Consider the following 19,233-nt stretch of genomic DNA (forward strand, 5'->3'; position numbering starts at 1 on the left):
TTTATTTGCCCTCCTTTTTCAAACGCAGTAGAACCCAACGGATCATATAGCTTGATGCGACAAAGAAAATAATTAATGCGATGACAATTTCAACTAATTCAGTAGGAACACCTGCAACTGTTGGCATATTAAGTGCACCAATTTTCAAGACTCCAAATAATAGCGCAGCAAGGACAACACCAAGTGCCGTGTTACCACCTAATAATGCAACCGCGATACCGTCAAACCCAATATTTGTGAATCCAGATTGAACAGATATGTAACCAAATGTTCCTAAACCTTCCATAGCGCCTGCGAGACCTGCAAATGCTCCTGCAATTACCATGGACAATATGATATTTTTGTCAACGTTCATTCCTGCATAATTAGAAGCATGCCTATTATACCCAACTGAACGCAATTCATAGCCTGCTGTCGTTTTTTCTAAAAGAAACCACATGATGAAGGCAGCAAATAATGCGACGAGAATACCATAATGAAGACGGGAATAATCCGTTGCTTCCATTAACCAATTAGACATGAAGGATGCAGACTCAGGTACTTTTTCTGTGGAATCTTTTTGATCTGTCAGTACATTCCGCACAATAGCGTTTGTGGTAAAAAGTGCGATGTAGTTCATCATGATCGTAATAATTACTTCATGAACACCTAATTTTGCCTTTAACAAGCCTGGGACAAATCCCCAAATGGCTCCTGCTATTGCGGCGGCAATTACAGCTAATGGGAGGTGTATGATCATTGGCGCTTCTATCGTAAGTCCTACCGTAACGGCTGCCAACCAACCTACAATAACCTGGCCTTCTGCACCAATATTAAATAGCCCCGTACGAAAGGCAAAAGCAACAGACAACCCAGTTAGAATATAAGGGGTGACTTGCCGTATTGTTTCTCCAAAGAAATACAGATCGCCAAATGAGCCATTCCATAATGCTTGGTAACCAAGTATTGGATTATAACCAAAGGCAAGCATAATGATCGCTCCAGCTAATAACCCTAGCAACACAGAAACCACTGGAACGATAATGTTAAAAAAACGGTTAGAATACATTACTGCACACCTTCTTTCTTACTCGTACTCCCTGCCATAAGAAGACCAAGCTCTTGCTCATTTGTATCTTCAGGTTTAACACTTGCAATAATTTCACCATCAAACATGACGACAATGCGGTCGCTTACATCCATAATTTCATCCAATTCAAAGGACAATAACAGAACAGCTCTTCCTTTGTCACGCTCTTCGATTAATTTTTTATGAATAAACTCAATTGCACCTACATCTAGACCCCTAGTTGGCTGAGCGGCAATTAATAAGTCTGGTGACCGGTCAACCTCTCTACCTACAATGGCTTTCTGTTGGTTACCACCAGAAAGTGCCCTTGCTTTTGTAAATTCACTCGGAGTACGAACATCATATTCTTCAATCAACTTTTTCGCCTTGTCAAAAATAGTATGAAAGGAAAGGACACCGTTTTTGGAATACGGCTTTTGGTAATACGTTTGCAATACCATATTTTCACCAATAGAAAAATCGAGAACAAGTCCAAATTTATGGCGATCCTGCGGGATATGAGAAACACCAGATTCTGTAACTTTTCGTGGTGATAAGTTGGTTATTTCTTTATTGTTCAATTGAATACTGCCAGACTCTACCTTTACTAGTCCTGTAATTGCTTCAATTAATTCCGATTGACCATTCCCATCAACACCCGCTATCCCAACAATTTCTCCACCGTTCACTTGAAGGTCCAGCCCTTTGATCACTTCTAAATTCCTGGCATCCTTTACCCGCAAGTTTTTCACAGACAGAATCGTCTCTTTCGGTTCAGCTGGTTCTTTTTCAGTTTTAAAACTAATTTCTCTTCCGACCATTAGAGATGCCAGTTCAGAAGGAGTCGTCTCAGACACATTTACTGTCCCTATGCCTTCCCCTTTTCGAATTACCGTACATCTGTCACAAACCTGCATGATCTCTTTTAGTTTATGGGTAATCAAAATAATAGATTTACCCTCATTCGTTAAGGACCGCATAATTTCTATTAATTCATTAATTTCTTGAGGGGTTAAAACAGCGGTCGGTTCATCAAAAATAAGGACGTCTGCTCCCCGATAAAGAGTCTTTAATATTTCTACACGCTGTTGCATTCCAACCGAAATATCGCGAATTTTAGCAGTTGGGTCTACCTTTAAACCGTAGCGTTCTGAAAGTTCTTTTACCTCTTGTTCAGCACGTTTTAAATTAATTTTGCCCCCTTTTTTGGGCTCGTTTCCTAATATGATGTTTTGCGTGACCGTGAACGTATCCACCAGCATAAAATGTTGATGTACCATCCCAATGCCTAAATCATTCGCTACATTTGGGTCGGTAATTTTTACTTCTTTCCCTTTAATACGAATTTCACCTTTTTCCGGCTGATACAAACCAAATAAAACGTTCATGAGTGTCGATTTCCCTGCACCATTCTCCCCTAACAATGCATGAATTTCTCCATTCTTTACTTGTAAGGTAATATTATTGTTCGCCACGATTCCAGGAAATTCTTTTCGAATGTTGAGCATCTCCACAACATAGTCGTTCACTGTATTCACTCCTTGATTACAATAAGACTGATTACCCGCACATAAAAGTTCTAGCACATTAAAAAATCACCAAAAGAAAAAGCTGGAAAATTAGGTTCCCTTTTCATTTGACGGTTTTCAACCAAAAACCATAATAGCTAAGAAAAAGGCTAGAGTTTTCTAGCCTTTTTCAATTATTTGTTACGAAATATTTAAAGTGAATTAATATATGTCTCAAGATCGTCGCGAGTACTAGGAACCTTTAAATCACCATTAACAATTTTTTCCTTCCACTCTTCAATCGCTGAGATAATGTCTTCTGTTAATGCTTCCTTGTTTGAACGAGCAACACCTACACCATCATCTTTTAAACCAAATTCTAATTTTTCTCCCCCTGGAAATTCTCCGTTCATTGCTTGAGTTGCAACTTGTTCAACTGCAACGTCAACGCGCTTCACCATGGAAGTTAGTGTAACGTTCGTATCCCCAATCGCACCTTCTTCGTTTTGGTCACGGTCAACACCAATTACCCATACATTTTGGTCCGGATTGTTCTTCTTTATGTCTTTTGCCTGTGCAAACACACCGTTACCTGTTGCACCTGAAGCATGATAAATTACGTCGATCCCTTGACCATACATATTAGAAGCGATGATTTTTCCTTTGTCAGGTGCATCAAATGCACCAGCGTACTGTACGTCAATCTCAATATTTGGATTTACGGATTTTGCTCCAGCACGAAAGCCTGTTTCAAACTTTTTAATTAAATCCGATTCAATTCCACCGACGAAACCAAGCTTGTCCGATTCTGTTTTCATCGCTGCTGCAACTCCAGCAAGGAAAGAACCTTCATGCTCTTTAAACGTAATACTTGCAACGTTTGGTTGCTCCACGACATCGTCTACGATGGCAAAATTTGTTTCAGGATTTTGGCCTGCTACAGTGTCAACCGCATCTTTTAATTTAAACCCAATACCATAAATTAAGTTAAAGTTTTGGCGAACTAAACGGTTTAGGTTACTTAAATAATCTGCATCACTTTGTGATTGAGCATAATCATAACCAGTTTTTTCTTCTAAACCGTTATTCTCACCAAATGATTGCAAACCTTCCCAAGCAGATTGGTTAAAGGACTTGTCATCGATACCACCAACATCTGTTACCATAGCCGCGCTAAAGTCTCCACCTGCTTCCGCTTGCTCTCCATCTGTTCCTTCTTCATTTTCTGATGCATTTTCTTCACCATTTTCATCGTTTGAACCACCATTTGAACCTTCTTCTTCAGAAGAACCACATGCGCTTAAAATCATTCCAAACGCTAGTAACACTACAAATAATATTAGAAAACGTTGTTTTTTCAAAAAATTACCCCCTACATTTGGTTTTGTTCACTTAGTTTTTACAAAAGTTCCTAGCAATTATACAAGCTTCGTTCAGAAAACATCACCCCCTATAAAGTTGGTAGGGAAATAGTATAAAGCTACGTCAGAAAACCCTTACATCCTTTTTCTCAGCACATAAAATAGAAAAACATCCGATCGAAAATAATTTAACGAATAAAGAACTGGTTCGTCACTGCTTGTGTAGTGCATTTGTTTAAGCAACAGAAGCGATTGATCGGGCTCACAATGTAACACAGGAGAAATACGTTCATGATAGCCTATTGGCTCTATATATGTCACAGCATATGCGATTTGTTTGCCAGCATACATTTCAATACTTCGAAATAAGGAATCCTGTTTATGTATTTGATTAACAGGCACAAACTGCTCTGGGATTTTATCAATGCAATAAACAACCGGCTCACCATCTGCTGTTCGTACACGTTCGATCTCCGCTATTTGACGCAAAGAAACCTTTGAAAACCTGTCCTTGTCCGCATCGGTGGGCTCAATCAATTCAGTTGATAAATATTGGGAACCAGGCTCTTTCCCAGAACGTTTAATCATGTCTGTTACACTATTTAATTGTTCAATTCCCGACGAAAAAATGGCTTTTGCATTCACAAATGTCCCAACCCCATGACGTCTCGTAACAATGTTTTCTTCTTCTAGCAGACGGAGAGCTTCCCTTAATGTTGCCCTGGATACACCTAGGTTTTTAGATAATTGAAATTCAGAGGGTAGTCTTTCTTTTTCTTTATAGACCCCATTTTTTATATCTCGTTTTATTTGATCGATTACTTGCAAATATAACTGACGTGTATCTGCTTTAATGGACATGGTGTTCCCTCCAAAAACAAAGTTGCATTTAAGAGATCTGACATCTGACGTATGACACTTTATTCGACATTAATATAACATTTTTTCCTTTAGAAATAAATAGTTTTATACAGAGGAGGTCCAAAAAGTCACCAAATGATAAGCGGCACATCTCGGGCCCACACGATGTGGGTCATGCAGGCATTGCCACAGGACGTGGCGGTCTTAGCCTGTATTCCTTAAATGACTTGTTTCTAATTTGATGACTTTTTGAACACGCACTTATACGTTTACGATGATTTTTCTTCTGTTACTCCTGAAACAAGAACGACCCTCGGCTTACTACCTTCGTATGGGCCGACAATTCCTCTTTCCTCCATCGCATCAATCAATCTAGCTGCCCTTGTATAACCAATTCTGAATCTGCGTTGTAACATAGAAACACTTGCACTTTGCATATCAATCACGAGTTGAACCGCATCATCATATACATCATCATTAATCTCTTGCTTCACTTCACTTTCTTCCTCTGGTATCATTTCATCTTGATATTGTGCTTTTTGCTGTTCAATACAATAATCGACAACTCTTTCCACTTCTTCATCTGACAAAAAAGCACCTTGAATACGTGTCGGCTTCGATGATCCAACTGGTATAAATAACATATCACCCTGACCTAACAATTTCTCAGCGCCACCAGAATCCAATATCGTTCTTGAATCGGTACTTGAAGAAACGCTAAAAGCTATTCTAGAAGGAATATTTGCTTTAATTACACCTGTAATGACATCAACAGAAGGACGTTGTGTTGCAATGATCAAATGAATACCTGCTGCACGAGCCATTTGTGCCAATCTTGTAATCGCATCTTCCACATCATTAGATGCAACCATCATTAAATCAGCAAGCTCGTCCACTAATACAACGATGTAAGGAAGCTGTGGTTGTTGATCCGTACTCGTTTGATTGTATTTTTTAATATACTCATTATAACCTTCAATGTTTCTTGTTCCAGTGTCAGAAAATAGCTCGTAACGCCTTTCCATCTCATCTACCACCTTTTTAAGTGCGCGAGATGCTTTTTTTGGATCGGTTACAACTGGTGCCAACAAATGTGGGATGCCATTGTATATATTCAATTCCACCTTTTTCGGATCAATCATCATCATTTTTACTTCGTGTGGCTTGGCACGCATCAATATGCTCGTAATAATTCCATTAATACACACACTTTTCCCGCTTCCAGTTGCACCTGCAACAAGTAAATGTGGCATTTTATTAAGCTCAGCCATCACAGCATCTCCTGAAATGTCACGACCTAAAGCAAAAAATAGTTTTGATGCCTGTTGCGCTTGTTTCGTTTCCAATACCTCTCTTAATGAGACCATCGCAACTTCTTGATTTGGAACCTCTATCCCTACTGCCGATTTACCTGGAATTGGTGCTTCAATCCGTATATCTTTTGCAGCAAGAGCAAGGGCAAGATCATCATGAAGGTTTACAATTTTACTTACCTTAACACCGGCATCGGGATAAATTTCATATTTTGTGACCGCTGGACCGACATGCACTTTTGTCACTCTTGCTTTTACTCCAAAGCTATGAAACGTCCTTTCTAATTTACGTACGACAGCTTGAATTTGCGAGCGTTCCTGTTGTTGTGCATTGTGTGTTGGTTCTGTTAACAAATCCATTGGAGGTAAGGTGTAATCCATATTTTCCACTTCTGACATCGGCAGGTTTTCTAATATTTCATCCTCTTCGTTCGTTTGGCTCTTTTCATTTTGGACATTGTTATCTTTTGTATTTTTTTTCGTTTTGTTTGAATAAGCAACATCGGTAAAATCCTGTATTTCTGGTTCGATTACATGCACTTCATCACTATTATCAAGCACACCTTTATCAGCTCCTGTTTCGATTGGGACAGACCACATTTCTTCAGCGACTTGTTTTTGCTTTGCTTCTCTTTTTTCTTTCTTTTCCTTTTTCATTTGCTTCAGTTGTGCCAGCTGCATTTTCATTTGTTTTTTTGTTTTGGAATAGACATTGCTGAAAAAATCTGAAATAGAAATTTCCGTTAAAAACAATCCTCCAACAATTAGCGAGAATACTGCTACGATCTTTGCACCTACAGCAGAAAACAAATAATAGCAAAAAGCAAATAAAAACGCACCTACCATACCACCGCCTAAGTTAGAAGACGGCACCGTTCCATCCATGTAAGCAAAAATGTGTCCCCACGTTGTTTTAATGATAGACGGTGTTACGGCTTGCGAGAGAACCGCTTCGAATGTTTGGATATGTGTAAGCAAGAGAATACCTAAAAAAATAATATAAAGTCCGATAAGACGTTTATGTAAAAAAGGAAGTAACTGCCTTTTTATCATCAAATAGAGTCCTGTTCCTGCTAGAAATAAGGAAGCTAGAAAGTACCATATTCCAAAGAAAAACCGAAATATATTTTCTAAAATAGTAGGAATGGCCCCATCGCTTATTATGTTAGCCCCACTTCCAAAAACCGCTAAAAACACGAGCAGTAACCCTAATACTTCATACTTAACCTGTTTATTTAATTTGTTCGACTTTTTTCTGCTTTTTCTTTTTTTAGCCATGTTTTTTCACCACTATTTTCATTAATCTTTTACTCTCAGAGTAAAACTATCATTCCAGCCTAGTTCATATCAATAGCATAAACCCTTGCCATCGATTCTGACAAGGGTTACTTTGCTTTTCATGCTAACTTGTTTTTTGTGTCCCATTTTCTATGAAATGATCGTACCTGGTGCTAAATCACTTTTCATAAAATCCTGTGGGTTGGTTGATAGAACTTGTACAATTCGATAAGATCCATTTTTAAGTCTTGTAGCTTGAACACTCACTCCATTTACCGAGATTAATTCGAGATTGGAGTATTTCGATTGGTCTTCAGGAAAAATATCATGTTCACTTAACGGAGTATACAATATCATTGTACAAACTTCCCGTCTTCTGGTTTATTTGCTTCTATTAATCCATTTAGCTTGACCATTGCTTCTTGAACGCCACCTACTTCGTTAATTAATCCATATTTCACAGCATCTTCTCCAATTACATTTGTACCAATATCTCTTGTCAAATTACCTTTTTCAAACATCAATTCCTTGAACTTTTCCTCTTTAATATTAGAATGGTTCGTAACAAAGTTGATGACTCTATCTTGCATTTTATCTAAGTATTCAAATGTTTGTGGGACACCGATGACGAGACCAGTTAAACGAATGGGATGGATGGTCATTGTTGCCGTTGGTGCAATAAATGAAAAATCTGTCGAAACCGCAATTGGTACACCGATTGAGTGCCCACCACCTAAGACAATCGATACGGTTGGCTTTGAAATAGAAGCGATCATTTCAGAAACAGCGAGACCGGCCTCCACATCTCCTCCCACCGTATTTAGAATAACAATTAACCCCTCGATTTTCGGATTTTGTTCAACCGCAATTATTTGAGGAATTAAATGTTCATATTTTGTCGTTTTATTTTGTGGTGGCAATGTGACATGACCTTCCACTTGTCCAATGATTGACAACACATGAATATTTGAATCAGGCGCCTGTGCCACGTTTGATTGGCCTAATTGTTGAATCTTTTGTACAAGAGAAGATGGTTGACTTGATGGATCTTGTTCGTCTTGTTTTTGCGTGTCTTTGTCCTTATCCATTATTTAAAACGCTCCTTTCCTGTCCTTACTATGGTAGTATGGACAATCCAAAAGCGATACATACAAATGATATAACTGTGTTCGGAACTGATTTTCATTTTAAATGATAAATACATGTAGTATTTAATACTACATGTATTTTCTCTTACTACGTTATCGTGTACTTAGTAAGATCGAAAGTTCATTTCTCTCTTCTTCCGTTAATGGTACGAGTGGTAGCCTAACATCACCCACATCAAATCCTTGTAATTGTAGTGCTGTTTTTACAGGTGTCGGTGATGGAGCCATAAACATCCCCTTCATGATTGGTAATAATGAACGATGAAGCGCCGCTGCTTCCTTTACATTTCCATCATCATAGGCTTGGAGCATTTTCTGCAATTCCTTACCAATTACATGCGACGCAACGGAAACAATACCAGTTCCACCAATAGCTTTTATTGGGAGGGTCAAGGAATCATCACCACTATATACCGTAAAGTTTGCATCTGTTTTTTCAATGATCTCAGAAATTGCTTCAAGATCACCAGTAGCTTCTTTTGTCGATACGATATTAGGTATCGCAGCCAATTCGATGATCGTTTCAGCTTCCAATTTTGATGCGGTTCTTCCAGGAACATTGTACAGCATGATTGGCAGATTCGTCTCTTTTGCAATTGTCGAAAAATGTGCATACAAGCCACGTTGATTCGGTTTATTGTAATAAGGAGAAACGACTAGGAGCGCTTCAACCCCAGTTTCTTCTACTTGTTTCATAAACTCAATTGTCCCTTTAGTAGTATTGCTGCCTACCCCTGCAATCACCGGAATTCGGTTGTTAACAGCTTTTACTACATGCTCAAAAAGAATTATTTTTTCCTTTGAACTTAGAGTTGGTGATTCACCAGTAGTACCTGCCACCACTAAACCATCCGTACCATTTTTTATCAAATACTCTACTAATTCGGAAATTTTTTCTACGTCAAGTTTCTCATTTATATCAAAGGGCGTCACCATTGCGGTCAATACTTTTCCGAAGTTCATTTTTGGCACTAAACTCCTTTCCTGACTTAAAGTGCGTGTTCAAAAAGTCAGCAAATTAGAAGGTCGACTAATGTCGCCACGTCCTGTGGCAACGTCGACACTAGCACGTCCTGTGCGTCGCAAGCAGGTCGAGGCGGCGTAGTTTTGAGTAACGGAACGTATGCTTTTAATACGTGAGTAACGGAAAAACAAGCCATTTAAGGAATACAGGCTAAGACCGCCACGTCCTGTGGCAACGCCTGCATGACCCACATCGTGTGGGCCCGAGATGCGCCGCTTATCATTTGGTGACTTTTTGAACAACATCTTAAATAGAGGCATTCATAAGTTATCTTAGAATTCCTCTAAATCCAACTGGAATGTATCATGCAATGCATTCACTGCAGTAATTAAATCCTTTTCGGGAATTAATACCCAAATTGTTGTATGGCTGTCTGCTGATTGAAGAATTTGAATGCCTGAATTGGTTAAGGTATGGACAATTTTAGCTGTTACCCCTGGTACACCAGTCATCCCTGCTCCAACCATCGAAACTTTAGCACAATTTTTCGTGAGCTCCGGTTTGTATTGTAAGCCTTGAAGAACTTCGACCGCTTTATCTGTATGCGCCTCCTGAATGGTATAAACAACTCCAGTTGGCGAGATATTAATAAAATCTACTGAAATACCTGCTTCAGCCATCGCTTTAAACACTTCAGATTGTAGTTGATATGGCTCTTCTTTTGCTTTTACTCTAATTTGTGTAATTCCCGATATATGAGCAATACCAGTTACTAACCGATCTGGTATATCACGTCCTCTTTCTGGATCTCTAGAGGACGTTACAAGTGTACCTAATCCTGTTGAATTCGTTGATCTTACTCGGATAGGCACTTCTGCTTGCATGGCAATTTCAACGGCTCTAGGATGGATCACTTTTGCACCCTGATAGGCTAGGTTACATATTTCTGTATAGGTTACGACATCCATTGTTCTAGCCGATTCTACTACCCTTGGATCTGCAGTCATAATACCTTCCACATCCGTGAAAATGTCGATGTAGTTGGCTTGTAACGCTGCACCAAGTGCGGCTGCAGACGTGTCACTTCCACCTCTACCGATCGTCGTAATATCACCATTTTCATCCTGGCCTTGAAATCCCGCTACTACAATAACATCATGATTTACTAATTCCCTTAAAATCCGATCTGTCTTCATCGATTTTATTTTTGCTTCTGTAAAATCACTCGTTGTCACGAAGCCTGCTTGTGCACCAGTAATTGCCATGGAATGGATTCCTGACTTCTTCAATTCATTCGAAAAAACGACAGATGCGATCGTCTCCCCACAGGAAAGTAACAAATCCTGTTCTTGCTTTGATATAGACGTTTTTGGGAACCCGACTAATTCTAATAAAGAATCGGTTGCATAGGGATCAGGATGTCGTCCCATTGCTGAAACTACTGTGACAACCTTGTATCCCTCACTAAGGGCAGTGTTAATATGATTGATTGCTTTTGCCCTCGTTTCCTTATTCTGTACAGACGTTCCACCAAATTTTTGGACTAAAATATTCATTTATGACACCTGGCCTCACAACAAATTGTATTTCACTAAGCTTTCTGCAATTTGAACGGAATTCCACGCCGCTCCCTTTAGTAAATTATCTGAAACGATCCAGAGATGAAATCCATTCGTTGTGTCCAGATCTTTACGGACTCTACCAACAAATACATCACTTTTACCAACTGCACTTAATGGCGTTGGGTACACTTGGTTAGAAGGATCATCTTCCAATACTACTCCAGCCGCGCCATTAAGTGCACGCTGAATGTCCGCTACACTAGTATTCTCTTGGTCTATTTCAACGTATACACTTTCAGCATGTGAAGTGAAAAAAGGAAGACGCACACATGTCGCAGCAACAGATAGCTCTGGAGCATGCATGATTTTTTTCGTTTCGTTGATCATTTTCATCTCTTCAAACGTATACCCATTTTCCTGAAAAACATCTATTTGAGGAAGTGCGTTAAATGCGATCGGATAATGATGTGTTTCATTCTTTACAGGTAAAATTTCTGGTGTTAGCTCTTCTCCATTCAAAAAGTCTTGAGACTGTTCTCTTAACTCTTCCACTGCAGCCGTACCAGCTCCTGAAACGGCTTGGTATGTTGATACAATAATACGTGACAAACCAAACGCATCTTGCAGTGGCTTTAGTGCCGCCACCATTTGAATGGTTGAGCAATTTGGATTTGCAATAATACCTTTATTGTTTTTAATATCCTCTTCGTTTACTTCAGGTACGACTAAGGGAACATTTTCATCCATTCGATACGCACTTGTATTATCAATTACAACAGCACCGCGCTTTACCGCTTCTGGTGCAAATTTTTTAGAAACAGATCCTCCCGCGGAAAACAAAGCAATCTGCACATTTTCAAAGCTTTCTGGTGTAGCTTCCTCAACCGTAAATGTTTCACCCTTGAAATTTATTTTCTCACCAGCCGAGCGGCTCGATGATAATAATGTTAGCTGTTCAATCGGAAAGTTCTTTTTTTCTAATGTTTCCAGCATTTTTTGTCCTACCGCACCTGTAGCACCTACTACGGCAACATGATATCCTTTTGTTTGATTTCCCATGTAAAATCTCCTCTCCGTTACTTACATATAAATAATAAATAGAATACTCAATAGTATATATTCTACCATACTCTGTTGTAGGAGAGGTAAAGAAAGGTCGAATTTACCTTTGTGCGTGCGGAATAATAATTGGCTGTAACTGTTTAAACTCTAATGCACTTTCGACCGTTGGAACTAATTGCTTCATATCTGCAACTAATGAATTCGGTTTTTTCTCTGGATTGTCTTGCCCAAATGGAATAAAGTAAATGTACTTCGCAGCCATCAATTTCATTAAATTCACTCCGTTAAATCCTAAGGCATCATTTGTTGAAATACCTAACACAACTGGATTTTGATTACGCATCGTTGCCTTTGCAGCCATTAGTGGTGGGCTATCGGTCAATGCGTTTGCAAACTTGCTCAATGAATTACCAGTTAACGGAGAAATTACCATGCAATCCAATGGGTTTTTTGGTCCGAGCGGCTCTGCTTCAGGTATGGTTTTAATCAATTTGTTTCCCGTTATTTCTTCTATTCTTTTTAAATGATCCTTTGCATTCCCAAAATGGGTATCTGTGTTTTGAACGGTATAGGAAACAATCGGAACCACTTCTGCTTTTTCCTCATGTACCAATCTTTCTAACTGTGGAAAAATTTCTTCGTACGTACAATGGGATCCTGTTATTCCAAAACCAATCCTTTTACCTTCTAAAGACATTTTACATTCCCCTTTCTTGGAAGTGCTCTTTTACAAGCTGACTAATCACACTGCCTAGAATTCCACCTGCTGTTTTAGGTGCAACAATTCCTGGAAGCCCAGGTGCCATCAGTGCTTTAATCCCTCTCTTTTTTGCATAGTCAAAGTCTGTTCCACCTGGCTTTGAAGCAAGATCTATAATGAGAGTATGTGATTTCATTTGTTGGATCGCACTTTCCGTGACTACTAATGCAGGAATTGTATTGATTAAAATATCACATGCGTCAACATGGTGATCTAGGTCTTGAATCTCAAAAGGTGTAAGTCCCATTTCTTTTATTCTTGCGATATCCGCTTTATCCCTTGCTCCTACTGAAACATGTGCTCCTAATGCAGAAAATTTGCTAGCAACACTCATTCCAACTCTGCCTAAACCTAGAACAATTACGTCGGAGGAGTGTATCGTAAAATCGGTATTCTGAATCGCCATCATAATTGTTCCTTCTACTGTTGGAATAGAGTTATAAATTGCAACGTCATCACGGTTGAACAATGGAATTAATGTTAAATTTGCTTCCTCGATCACTGTTTTATTTAAATAATTCGTTGTAATTCCTGTAAATACGAGACAGTGTGTTGGTAGTTTTTTAAGCCAGTTTGACGTTATTTGGATATCTTTATCTGTAAATACCGTTTCAACAAATCCATTACCATCTGAACCAGGAACAGGTAAAATAATCGCATCTAGATCTTCTGGTTCTAAATCATCAAAATCAACTTGATGTGCACCGACAAAACCTTCTTTTAATTGGTCAAACCCTACAAGTGAAATTTTTGCATTTGTAGATGTAGACAACTCCTTAATCATTTCTAAATATCTAGCGTCCCCGCCAATAATGGCTATGTGTTTATTCGTATTCATGCTTTCACCTCTCAAAAGGTTTATCGCTACTCTTTGTTATACTATGAGGAAACAAAGAGATAGTGATAATTCTTTTAGTGGAAGTTCAAAAATACCACTCATTTCCTCTATGAACCACTTTTTATAGCTTAAAAACGAACAATAGAAAAAAGGACGATAACCAATTTGGTATCGTCCTTTGAGTAACTACTATTCCTGATATATTGTATTTTCGAACAATGGAATGGCGCACTCCACCCCTATTTCAGCTTGTATTACGATGTAGGGTTGTTTTTTTCAATAATGATCATATCTTCCCCTACTTTTTTTATATCTTTCCAATAAATTCTTTGGTTACTTTCACCCTCCTTCTTCATCCCAAACCACTTATAATTAGGAATGACGAAGGATTTAATTTGACCAGTTCTTTCATCAATCTCTAAATCCGTTTGACCTAGAACACCTAATCTGGAACCGCTCCTTACGTCAACAATTTCCTTCCCACTAAGATCCCTAAACCGCATTGGAGATCCCTCCTTATTCTCAACATGGATTCAACATTCTGGTGTTCCGTTCTAAGAAGATACTAATGCACTAGATGATTGTTGATCAAAAATCAGTTGAATAACCTCATTTATGGAAGTATGGTTGACCGCATTAATTGCAGTGATCATTTCGTCAAGTGTACGATGTCTTTTTAAAATTAATTCGTTTTTTCCATTTCTGCTCATTCTTGCATTCGTACTTTCTAAGCTTAACATTAAATTACCTTTTAATTGTTCTTTACTATTGATCAGTTCTTTATCTGTTAAACCATTTGTCATTAAGTCTTGTATCGTAACATCAATTGTTTCTCTTAAGACTGGTAGATGTTCCTTACTTGTTCCAACATAAATTGTCAGTAAACCATTATCAACAAAAGAGCTATGATATGAAAATACCGAATATGCCAATCCTCTTTGCTCACGAATCTCCTGAAATAATCTTGAACTCATACTTCCGCCAAAAACATTGTTCATGACAATTAAACTGTACATTTTGTCCGCATCAACAGGTAAACCCCTATACCCAATGCAAAGGTGTGCCTGCTCCGTTTCTTTCCTTTTCTCAATATGTTTTGACAAAAAGGATGGTGTTTCAAATGACTTCTTTGTCTGACTCGTTGTATACGTACCAAAGCGGTTTTCTATTGTTTTTATATACGTTTCGTCTACATTACCTGCAACAGATATCACTACATTTTCAGGCCCATAATACTGATCCATATAAGATCGCAAGTCATCAGCTGATAAAGAACGCAGTGTGTTCTCCGTACCTAAAATCGGAAAACCGAGTGGATGCTTTCCATAAGATGCCTCCGAAAGAAGATCGTGTACAATGTCATCAGGCGTATCTTCAGACATCTTTATTTCTTCCAACACTACTTTTTTTTCTCGTTCCAGCTCCTCTTTGTCAAACGTTGAATGAAAGAACATATCACTTAAAATATCCAAAGCATAATCTTTATGTGTATCCATTACCTTGGCATAGAAGCATGTATATTCCTTTGAAGTGAATGCATTCACTTGTCCGCCTATTGCGTCAAATGCCTCAGCAATATCTTTGGCCGACCTTTTTTCTGTTCCTTTAAAAAACATGTGTTCTAAAAAGTGTGATACCCCATTATTAAAATCTGATTCACTTCTGGACCCAGTATAAACCCATATCCCAATTGTAACGGATCTTACTGCTGGCATATCCTCTAGTACAATTCTTAATCCGTTCTTACATGTGTGTGTATGTAGCAATTTATTGCGCCTCCTAGTTAGGTAAATAATTTTCCTAGGCTAGAGTATACATTTCTTGTTCTCTAATACCTTTTCTCAGTTAATAGTTTGTCTACAGTACCAATTTTAAGATTTTTCTGTTTTATTTTTGAAATCAAATCATTTAAGCCTTTTTCAATAACAGGAGTAGGATGCATCAAGATCATCGCACCTGGTTGTATATTCGCCATAACACGATTTACCATAACAGATTTGGTAGGTTTCCGCCAATCGATCGTATCCACTGTCCATAGAAGCGTCTCCATTTGAAGAGTTGAGGCGCCTTCTACTACACCGTTATTGAAGCTACCGCTAGGCGGAGCAAACCATTTTGGTTTTGTGCCGATGATTGCCTTAATAATGTCGTTCGTTTTTTGGATTTGTTGGGTACTTTCTGCTTGAGATAAACGTTTCATATCTGGATGGTTATAGGCATGGTTTCCTATTACATGACCTTCCTCTTTTATCATTTTTAATAGGTCAGGATTTTTTTTTGCCCATTGTCCTTCGACAAAGAAAGTGGCTTTCACATTATTTTTTTTTAATGTTTGAAGAATACTCGGAATATATTCGCCACCCCATGATACATTGATTAGAAAAGAGACCATTTGTTTATCAGGATTTCCTCTGTAAATTGGGGCTGGCGGAAGATCTTCCAATGTTACTTCAGGTTTAATCTGTTTAAAGACAAGTAACGATTCATCGAATTCCCCTTTTTCCTTCATTCTATTAAAGGATTTTTTGACATCCACCTTTAGTCCATTTAAGCCAGGCGTTTTTTTCCAGACTTTATCAATCACAGCATTTTGTGGTTCCTCTTTATATTCTTCGCTTTTTCTTTTAATTTCGTTATAAAGGCTTTGATCTTTTTTAGACATAGAGCTGACCGGTGCTGCAAGATTCTCCATCTTATTCATTTGAAAAGGGTTTGGTTCTGTTTGATAGGCAACAACTAAAAGAATCATAAAAGCCATAACATGGATAACGACACGATTCAATCTGCATCCCTCCTTGTTTTAACCTATGAAAAGGAAGGACAAGGTAGAACATTCCATTTCAATACAAAGATGGATCTCTAGCTATACATTAAAAAAAGAAACTGGTAATCCAGTTTCTGTCTTTATTTTACACATTTCAATTTATGAAGATTTTCCCTTTTCTTCGATTAAAACGGCTTTACGTGAAAGATTAACGCGTCCTTGGTTATCTATTTCCTTTACTTTTACCATGATTTGATCACCGATAGATACAACGTCCTCAACCTTACCGATTCTCTCTTCTGCCATTTCGGAAATATGGACAAGTCCTTCTTTTCCTTTATAAAGCTCAACAAAGGCTCCAAACTTTTCAATCCGTTTGACAGTACCTAAGTACATTTCTCCAACTTCTACTTCCCGAACAATATCTTCTATAATCTTCTTAGCTTTCTCATTCATCTTTGCTTCAACCGAAGAAATAAACACATTTCCATCTTTTTCAATATCAATTTTAACGCCAGTATCTTCAATAATTTTGTTTATTTGTTTTCCACTTGGCCCAATTACATCTCGGATTTTTTCTGGTTTAATTTTCATTGTAAGAATTTTTGGTGCATATTTAGAAAGCTCTGTTTTAGGTTCTTGAATTGTATCCAGCATATGACCTAGTATATCCATACGTCCTTTTTTTGCTTGAGTCAATGCTTCCTCCAAGATTTCCTTCGATAAACCTTCTATCTTGATATCCATTTGTAAAGCAGTTACCCCGTTGGCAGTTCCTGCTACTTTAAAGTCCATATCACCTAAAAAGTCTTCCATACCTTGAATATCCGTTAAAATGGTATAATCATCACCAGATTTAACCAATCCCATCGCAATTCCAGCAACAGGAGCCTTAATTGGAACACCTGCATCCATCATTGCCATCGTGCTTGCACAAATACTTGCTTGTGAAGTGGAACCATTTGATTCTAACACCTCGGAAACAAGTCGAATGGTATACGGGAAGTCCTTTTCAGAAGGAACTACAACTTCAAGTGCTCGTTCTCCTAGCGCACCATGTCCTATTTCACGTCGACCAGGACCTCTAATTGGACCAGTCTCTCCTACACTAAAGGAAGGGAAGTTATAATGATGCATGAAACGCTTTGAATCATCCAAATCCAGTCCGTCCAAAATTTGAACGTCACCTAGAGCGCCTAATGTACATACACTTAGTGCTTGGGTTTGTCCTCTTGTAAATAGTGCTGAACCATGTGTTCTCGGTAACACTCCAGTTCGAGAAGACAAAGGGCGGATTTCATCTACTTTACGGCCATCTGGACGAACTTTCTCTTTCGTTATTAGATGACGTACGCCATTCTTAACCATCTTGTCCAAAATAGCTTTTACTTCTTTAACTGTCTGTTCTTCTGCTTCTTGTGATTCGTATTCATCGACAATGGTTTGTTTTGCCAAGTTTATTGCATCTTCACGAGCATGTTTGTCAAAAACCTGGATAGCTTCGTGAATTTTTTCTTTTGCTTTTCCTTCAACCTCTGCGGTTAAATCTGGGTCAAGCTCTACAAGATTAATTTCCATTTTTTCTTTTCCAACTGCAGCGACCACTTCTTCTTGAAACGAAACAAGACGTTTAATTTCTTCATGACCAAACATGATGGCTTCAAGCATTACTTCTTCGGGAACTTCATTAGCTCCAGCCTCTACCATATTAATAGCATCCTTCGTTCCAGCTACAATTAAATCAATATCACTTTTTTCCTGTTGGTCAATCGTTGGATTAATGATAAATTCTCCTTCAATCCTACCTACAATCACCCCAGCAATCGGTCCACCAAACGGGATGTCAGAAACTCCTAGCGCTAGAGAAGAACCTACCATCGCTGCGATTTCTGATGAGCAGTCCTGGTCTACGCTCATTACTGTACTGATCACCTGAACCTCATTACGAAATCCATCTGGAAATAACGGACGAATTGGACGATCAATTAATCGAGATGTTAAAACTGCTTTTTCACTTGGCCGTCCTTCCCGTTTAATAAATCCACCTGGAATTTTTCCTACCGCATACAACCGCTCTTCATAATTTACTGTTAGAGGAAAAAAAGGTAAATCTTTTGGTTCCTTTGATCCTGTTGCAGCAACTAATACAGATGTTTCTCCATACCGAACCATACACGCACCATTAGCCTGCTTTGCAAGCTCTCCGACTTCAACGGTTAAGGTGCGACCTGATAGATCAATGGAGAATACTTGTTTTTCTTCTGCCATTTTGATTTGTACCCCTCTCAACTAATTGTACTTTCATTCGTATTCTTACAATTTCAAAAAATTATATGTAAGGTTTTTCACGTATAGAAAAAGCGGGAGATCTCCCGCTTTTCAATAGACTTAACGACGCAAGCCAAGTTTTTTAATTAATTCACGATAACGTGTTACATCATTTGAACGCAGGTAGTTAAGTAAGTTACGACGTTTCCCTACCATTTTCAATAGACCACGACGTGAATGGTGATCCTTCTTATGAACACGTAAATGTTCATTTAAATTCGTGATGTCTTCCGTTAGGACAGCAATTTGAACTTCTGGAGAACCAGTATCATTTTCATGAGTTTTATACTCATTAATGATCTCATTCTTACGTTCTTGTGTGATAGCCATCCTTTCACCTCCTAAATATTAATAATCCCCACTCCCCTAGCAAGCGTTGGTGAATCGCACTGCCAAGCGATGGTTCACGTATAATAGATTACATCTTTTTAGCCGAAA

Annotated in this window: 17 protein-coding genes; all 17 read right to left on the reverse strand. The window is 38.4% G+C overall.

Annotation, left to right across the window (positions count from 1 at the left end; translation table 11 throughout):
- Position 1 precedes the first annotated feature (1 nt).
- Complete coding sequence (locus tag NC797_RS03235) at positions 2-1,048, reverse strand: ABC transporter permease (RefSeq protein ID WP_272435245.1); 1,047 nt, start codon at positions 1,046-1,048, stop codon at positions 2-4.
- Positions 1,048-2,556, reverse strand: coding sequence for an ABC transporter ATP-binding protein (locus NC797_RS03240; RefSeq protein ID WP_272435600.1), 1,509 nt, complete (start codon positions 2,554-2,556; stop codon positions 1,048-1,050). The genes NC797_RS03235 and NC797_RS03240 overlap by 1 nt, the downstream gene beginning before the upstream one ends.
- Positions 2,557-2,768: 212 nt before the next feature.
- The gene (locus NC797_RS03245) at positions 2,769-3,917 is read right to left on the reverse strand and encodes a BMP family lipoprotein (protein ID WP_272435246.1); all 1,149 of its coding nucleotides are present in this window, start codon (positions 3,915-3,917) and stop codon (positions 2,769-2,771) included.
- A gap of 135 nt (positions 3,918-4,052) precedes the next feature.
- Positions 4,053-4,778, reverse strand: coding sequence for a GntR family transcriptional regulator (locus NC797_RS03250; protein ID WP_272435247.1), 726 nt, complete (start codon positions 4,776-4,778; stop codon positions 4,053-4,055).
- 269 nt (positions 4,779-5,047) lie between these two features.
- On the reverse strand, positions 5,048-7,369 hold the full coding sequence (locus tag NC797_RS03255) for an FtsK/SpoIIIE family DNA translocase (protein WP_272435248.1): 2,322 nt from the start codon (positions 7,367-7,369) through the stop codon (positions 5,048-5,050).
- Positions 7,370-7,519: 150 nt separating this feature from the next.
- The gene (locus NC797_RS03260) at positions 7,520-7,726 is read right to left on the reverse strand and encodes a YlzJ-like family protein (protein ID WP_272435249.1); all 207 of its coding nucleotides are present in this window, start codon (positions 7,724-7,726) and stop codon (positions 7,520-7,522) included.
- On the reverse strand, positions 7,723-8,457 hold the full coding sequence (locus NC797_RS03265; protein WP_272435250.1) for a ClpP family protease: 735 nt from the start codon (positions 8,455-8,457) through the stop codon (positions 7,723-7,725). Before NC797_RS03265 ends, NC797_RS03260 begins: the two co-directional genes overlap by 4 nt.
- 153 nt (positions 8,458-8,610) lie before the next feature.
- Positions 8,611-9,480, reverse strand: a complete 870-nt coding sequence (gene dapA / locus NC797_RS03270; RefSeq protein ID WP_272435251.1) for a 4-hydroxy-tetrahydrodipicolinate synthase — start codon at positions 9,478-9,480, stop codon at positions 8,611-8,613.
- 333 nt (positions 9,481-9,813) lie between these two features.
- Positions 9,814-11,037 carry an aspartate kinase gene (dapG, locus tag NC797_RS03275; protein ID WP_272435252.1) on the reverse strand — a complete coding sequence of 408 codons (1,224 nt, stop codon included), beginning with the start codon at positions 11,035-11,037 and terminating at the stop codon, positions 9,814-9,816.
- A gap of 15 nt (positions 11,038-11,052) precedes the next feature.
- Positions 11,053-12,102 (reverse strand): aspartate-semialdehyde dehydrogenase, encoded by a 1,050-nt coding sequence (gene asd / locus NC797_RS03280; RefSeq protein WP_272435253.1) that lies wholly within the window; start codon positions 12,100-12,102, stop codon positions 11,053-11,055.
- 103 nt (positions 12,103-12,205) lie between these two features.
- Positions 12,206-12,802, reverse strand: a complete 597-nt coding sequence (locus NC797_RS03285; RefSeq protein ID WP_272435254.1) for a dipicolinate synthase subunit B — start codon at positions 12,800-12,802, stop codon at positions 12,206-12,208.
- A gap of 1 nt (position 12,803) precedes the next feature.
- The gene (dpaA, locus tag NC797_RS03290) at positions 12,804-13,703 is read right to left on the reverse strand and encodes a dipicolinic acid synthetase subunit A (RefSeq protein ID WP_272435256.1); all 900 of its coding nucleotides are present in this window, start codon (positions 13,701-13,703) and stop codon (positions 12,804-12,806) included.
- A gap of 254 nt (positions 13,704-13,957) precedes the next feature.
- Positions 13,958-14,206 (reverse strand): YlmC/YmxH family sporulation protein, encoded by a 249-nt coding sequence (locus NC797_RS03295; protein WP_272435257.1) that lies wholly within the window; start codon positions 14,204-14,206, stop codon positions 13,958-13,960.
- 51 nt (positions 14,207-14,257) lie between these two features.
- Positions 14,258-15,469, reverse strand: coding sequence for a M16 family metallopeptidase (locus NC797_RS03300; RefSeq protein WP_272435258.1), 1,212 nt, complete (start codon positions 15,467-15,469; stop codon positions 14,258-14,260).
- Positions 15,470-15,531: 62 nt separating this feature from the next.
- Entirely contained in the window at positions 15,532-16,485 is a 954-nt protein-coding gene (locus tag NC797_RS03305) for a polysaccharide deacetylase family protein (protein ID WP_417168678.1), read from the reverse strand.
- A 141-nt stretch (positions 16,486-16,626) separates the two neighbouring features.
- Complete coding sequence (pnp, locus tag NC797_RS03310; RefSeq protein WP_272435259.1) at positions 16,627-18,735, reverse strand: polyribonucleotide nucleotidyltransferase; 2,109 nt, start codon at positions 18,733-18,735, stop codon at positions 16,627-16,629.
- A 120-nt stretch (positions 18,736-18,855) separates the two neighbouring features.
- The gene (rpsO, locus tag NC797_RS03315; protein WP_272435260.1) at positions 18,856-19,125 is read right to left on the reverse strand and encodes a 30S ribosomal protein S15; all 270 of its coding nucleotides are present in this window, start codon (positions 19,123-19,125) and stop codon (positions 18,856-18,858) included.
- Positions 19,126-19,233: the final 108 nt, after the last annotated feature.

It is taken from the genome of Terrihalobacillus insolitus (assembly GCF_028416575.1).
GTDB classification, from domain to species: Bacteria; Bacillota; Bacilli; order Bacillales; family Amphibacillaceae; genus Terrihalobacillus; species Terrihalobacillus insolitus.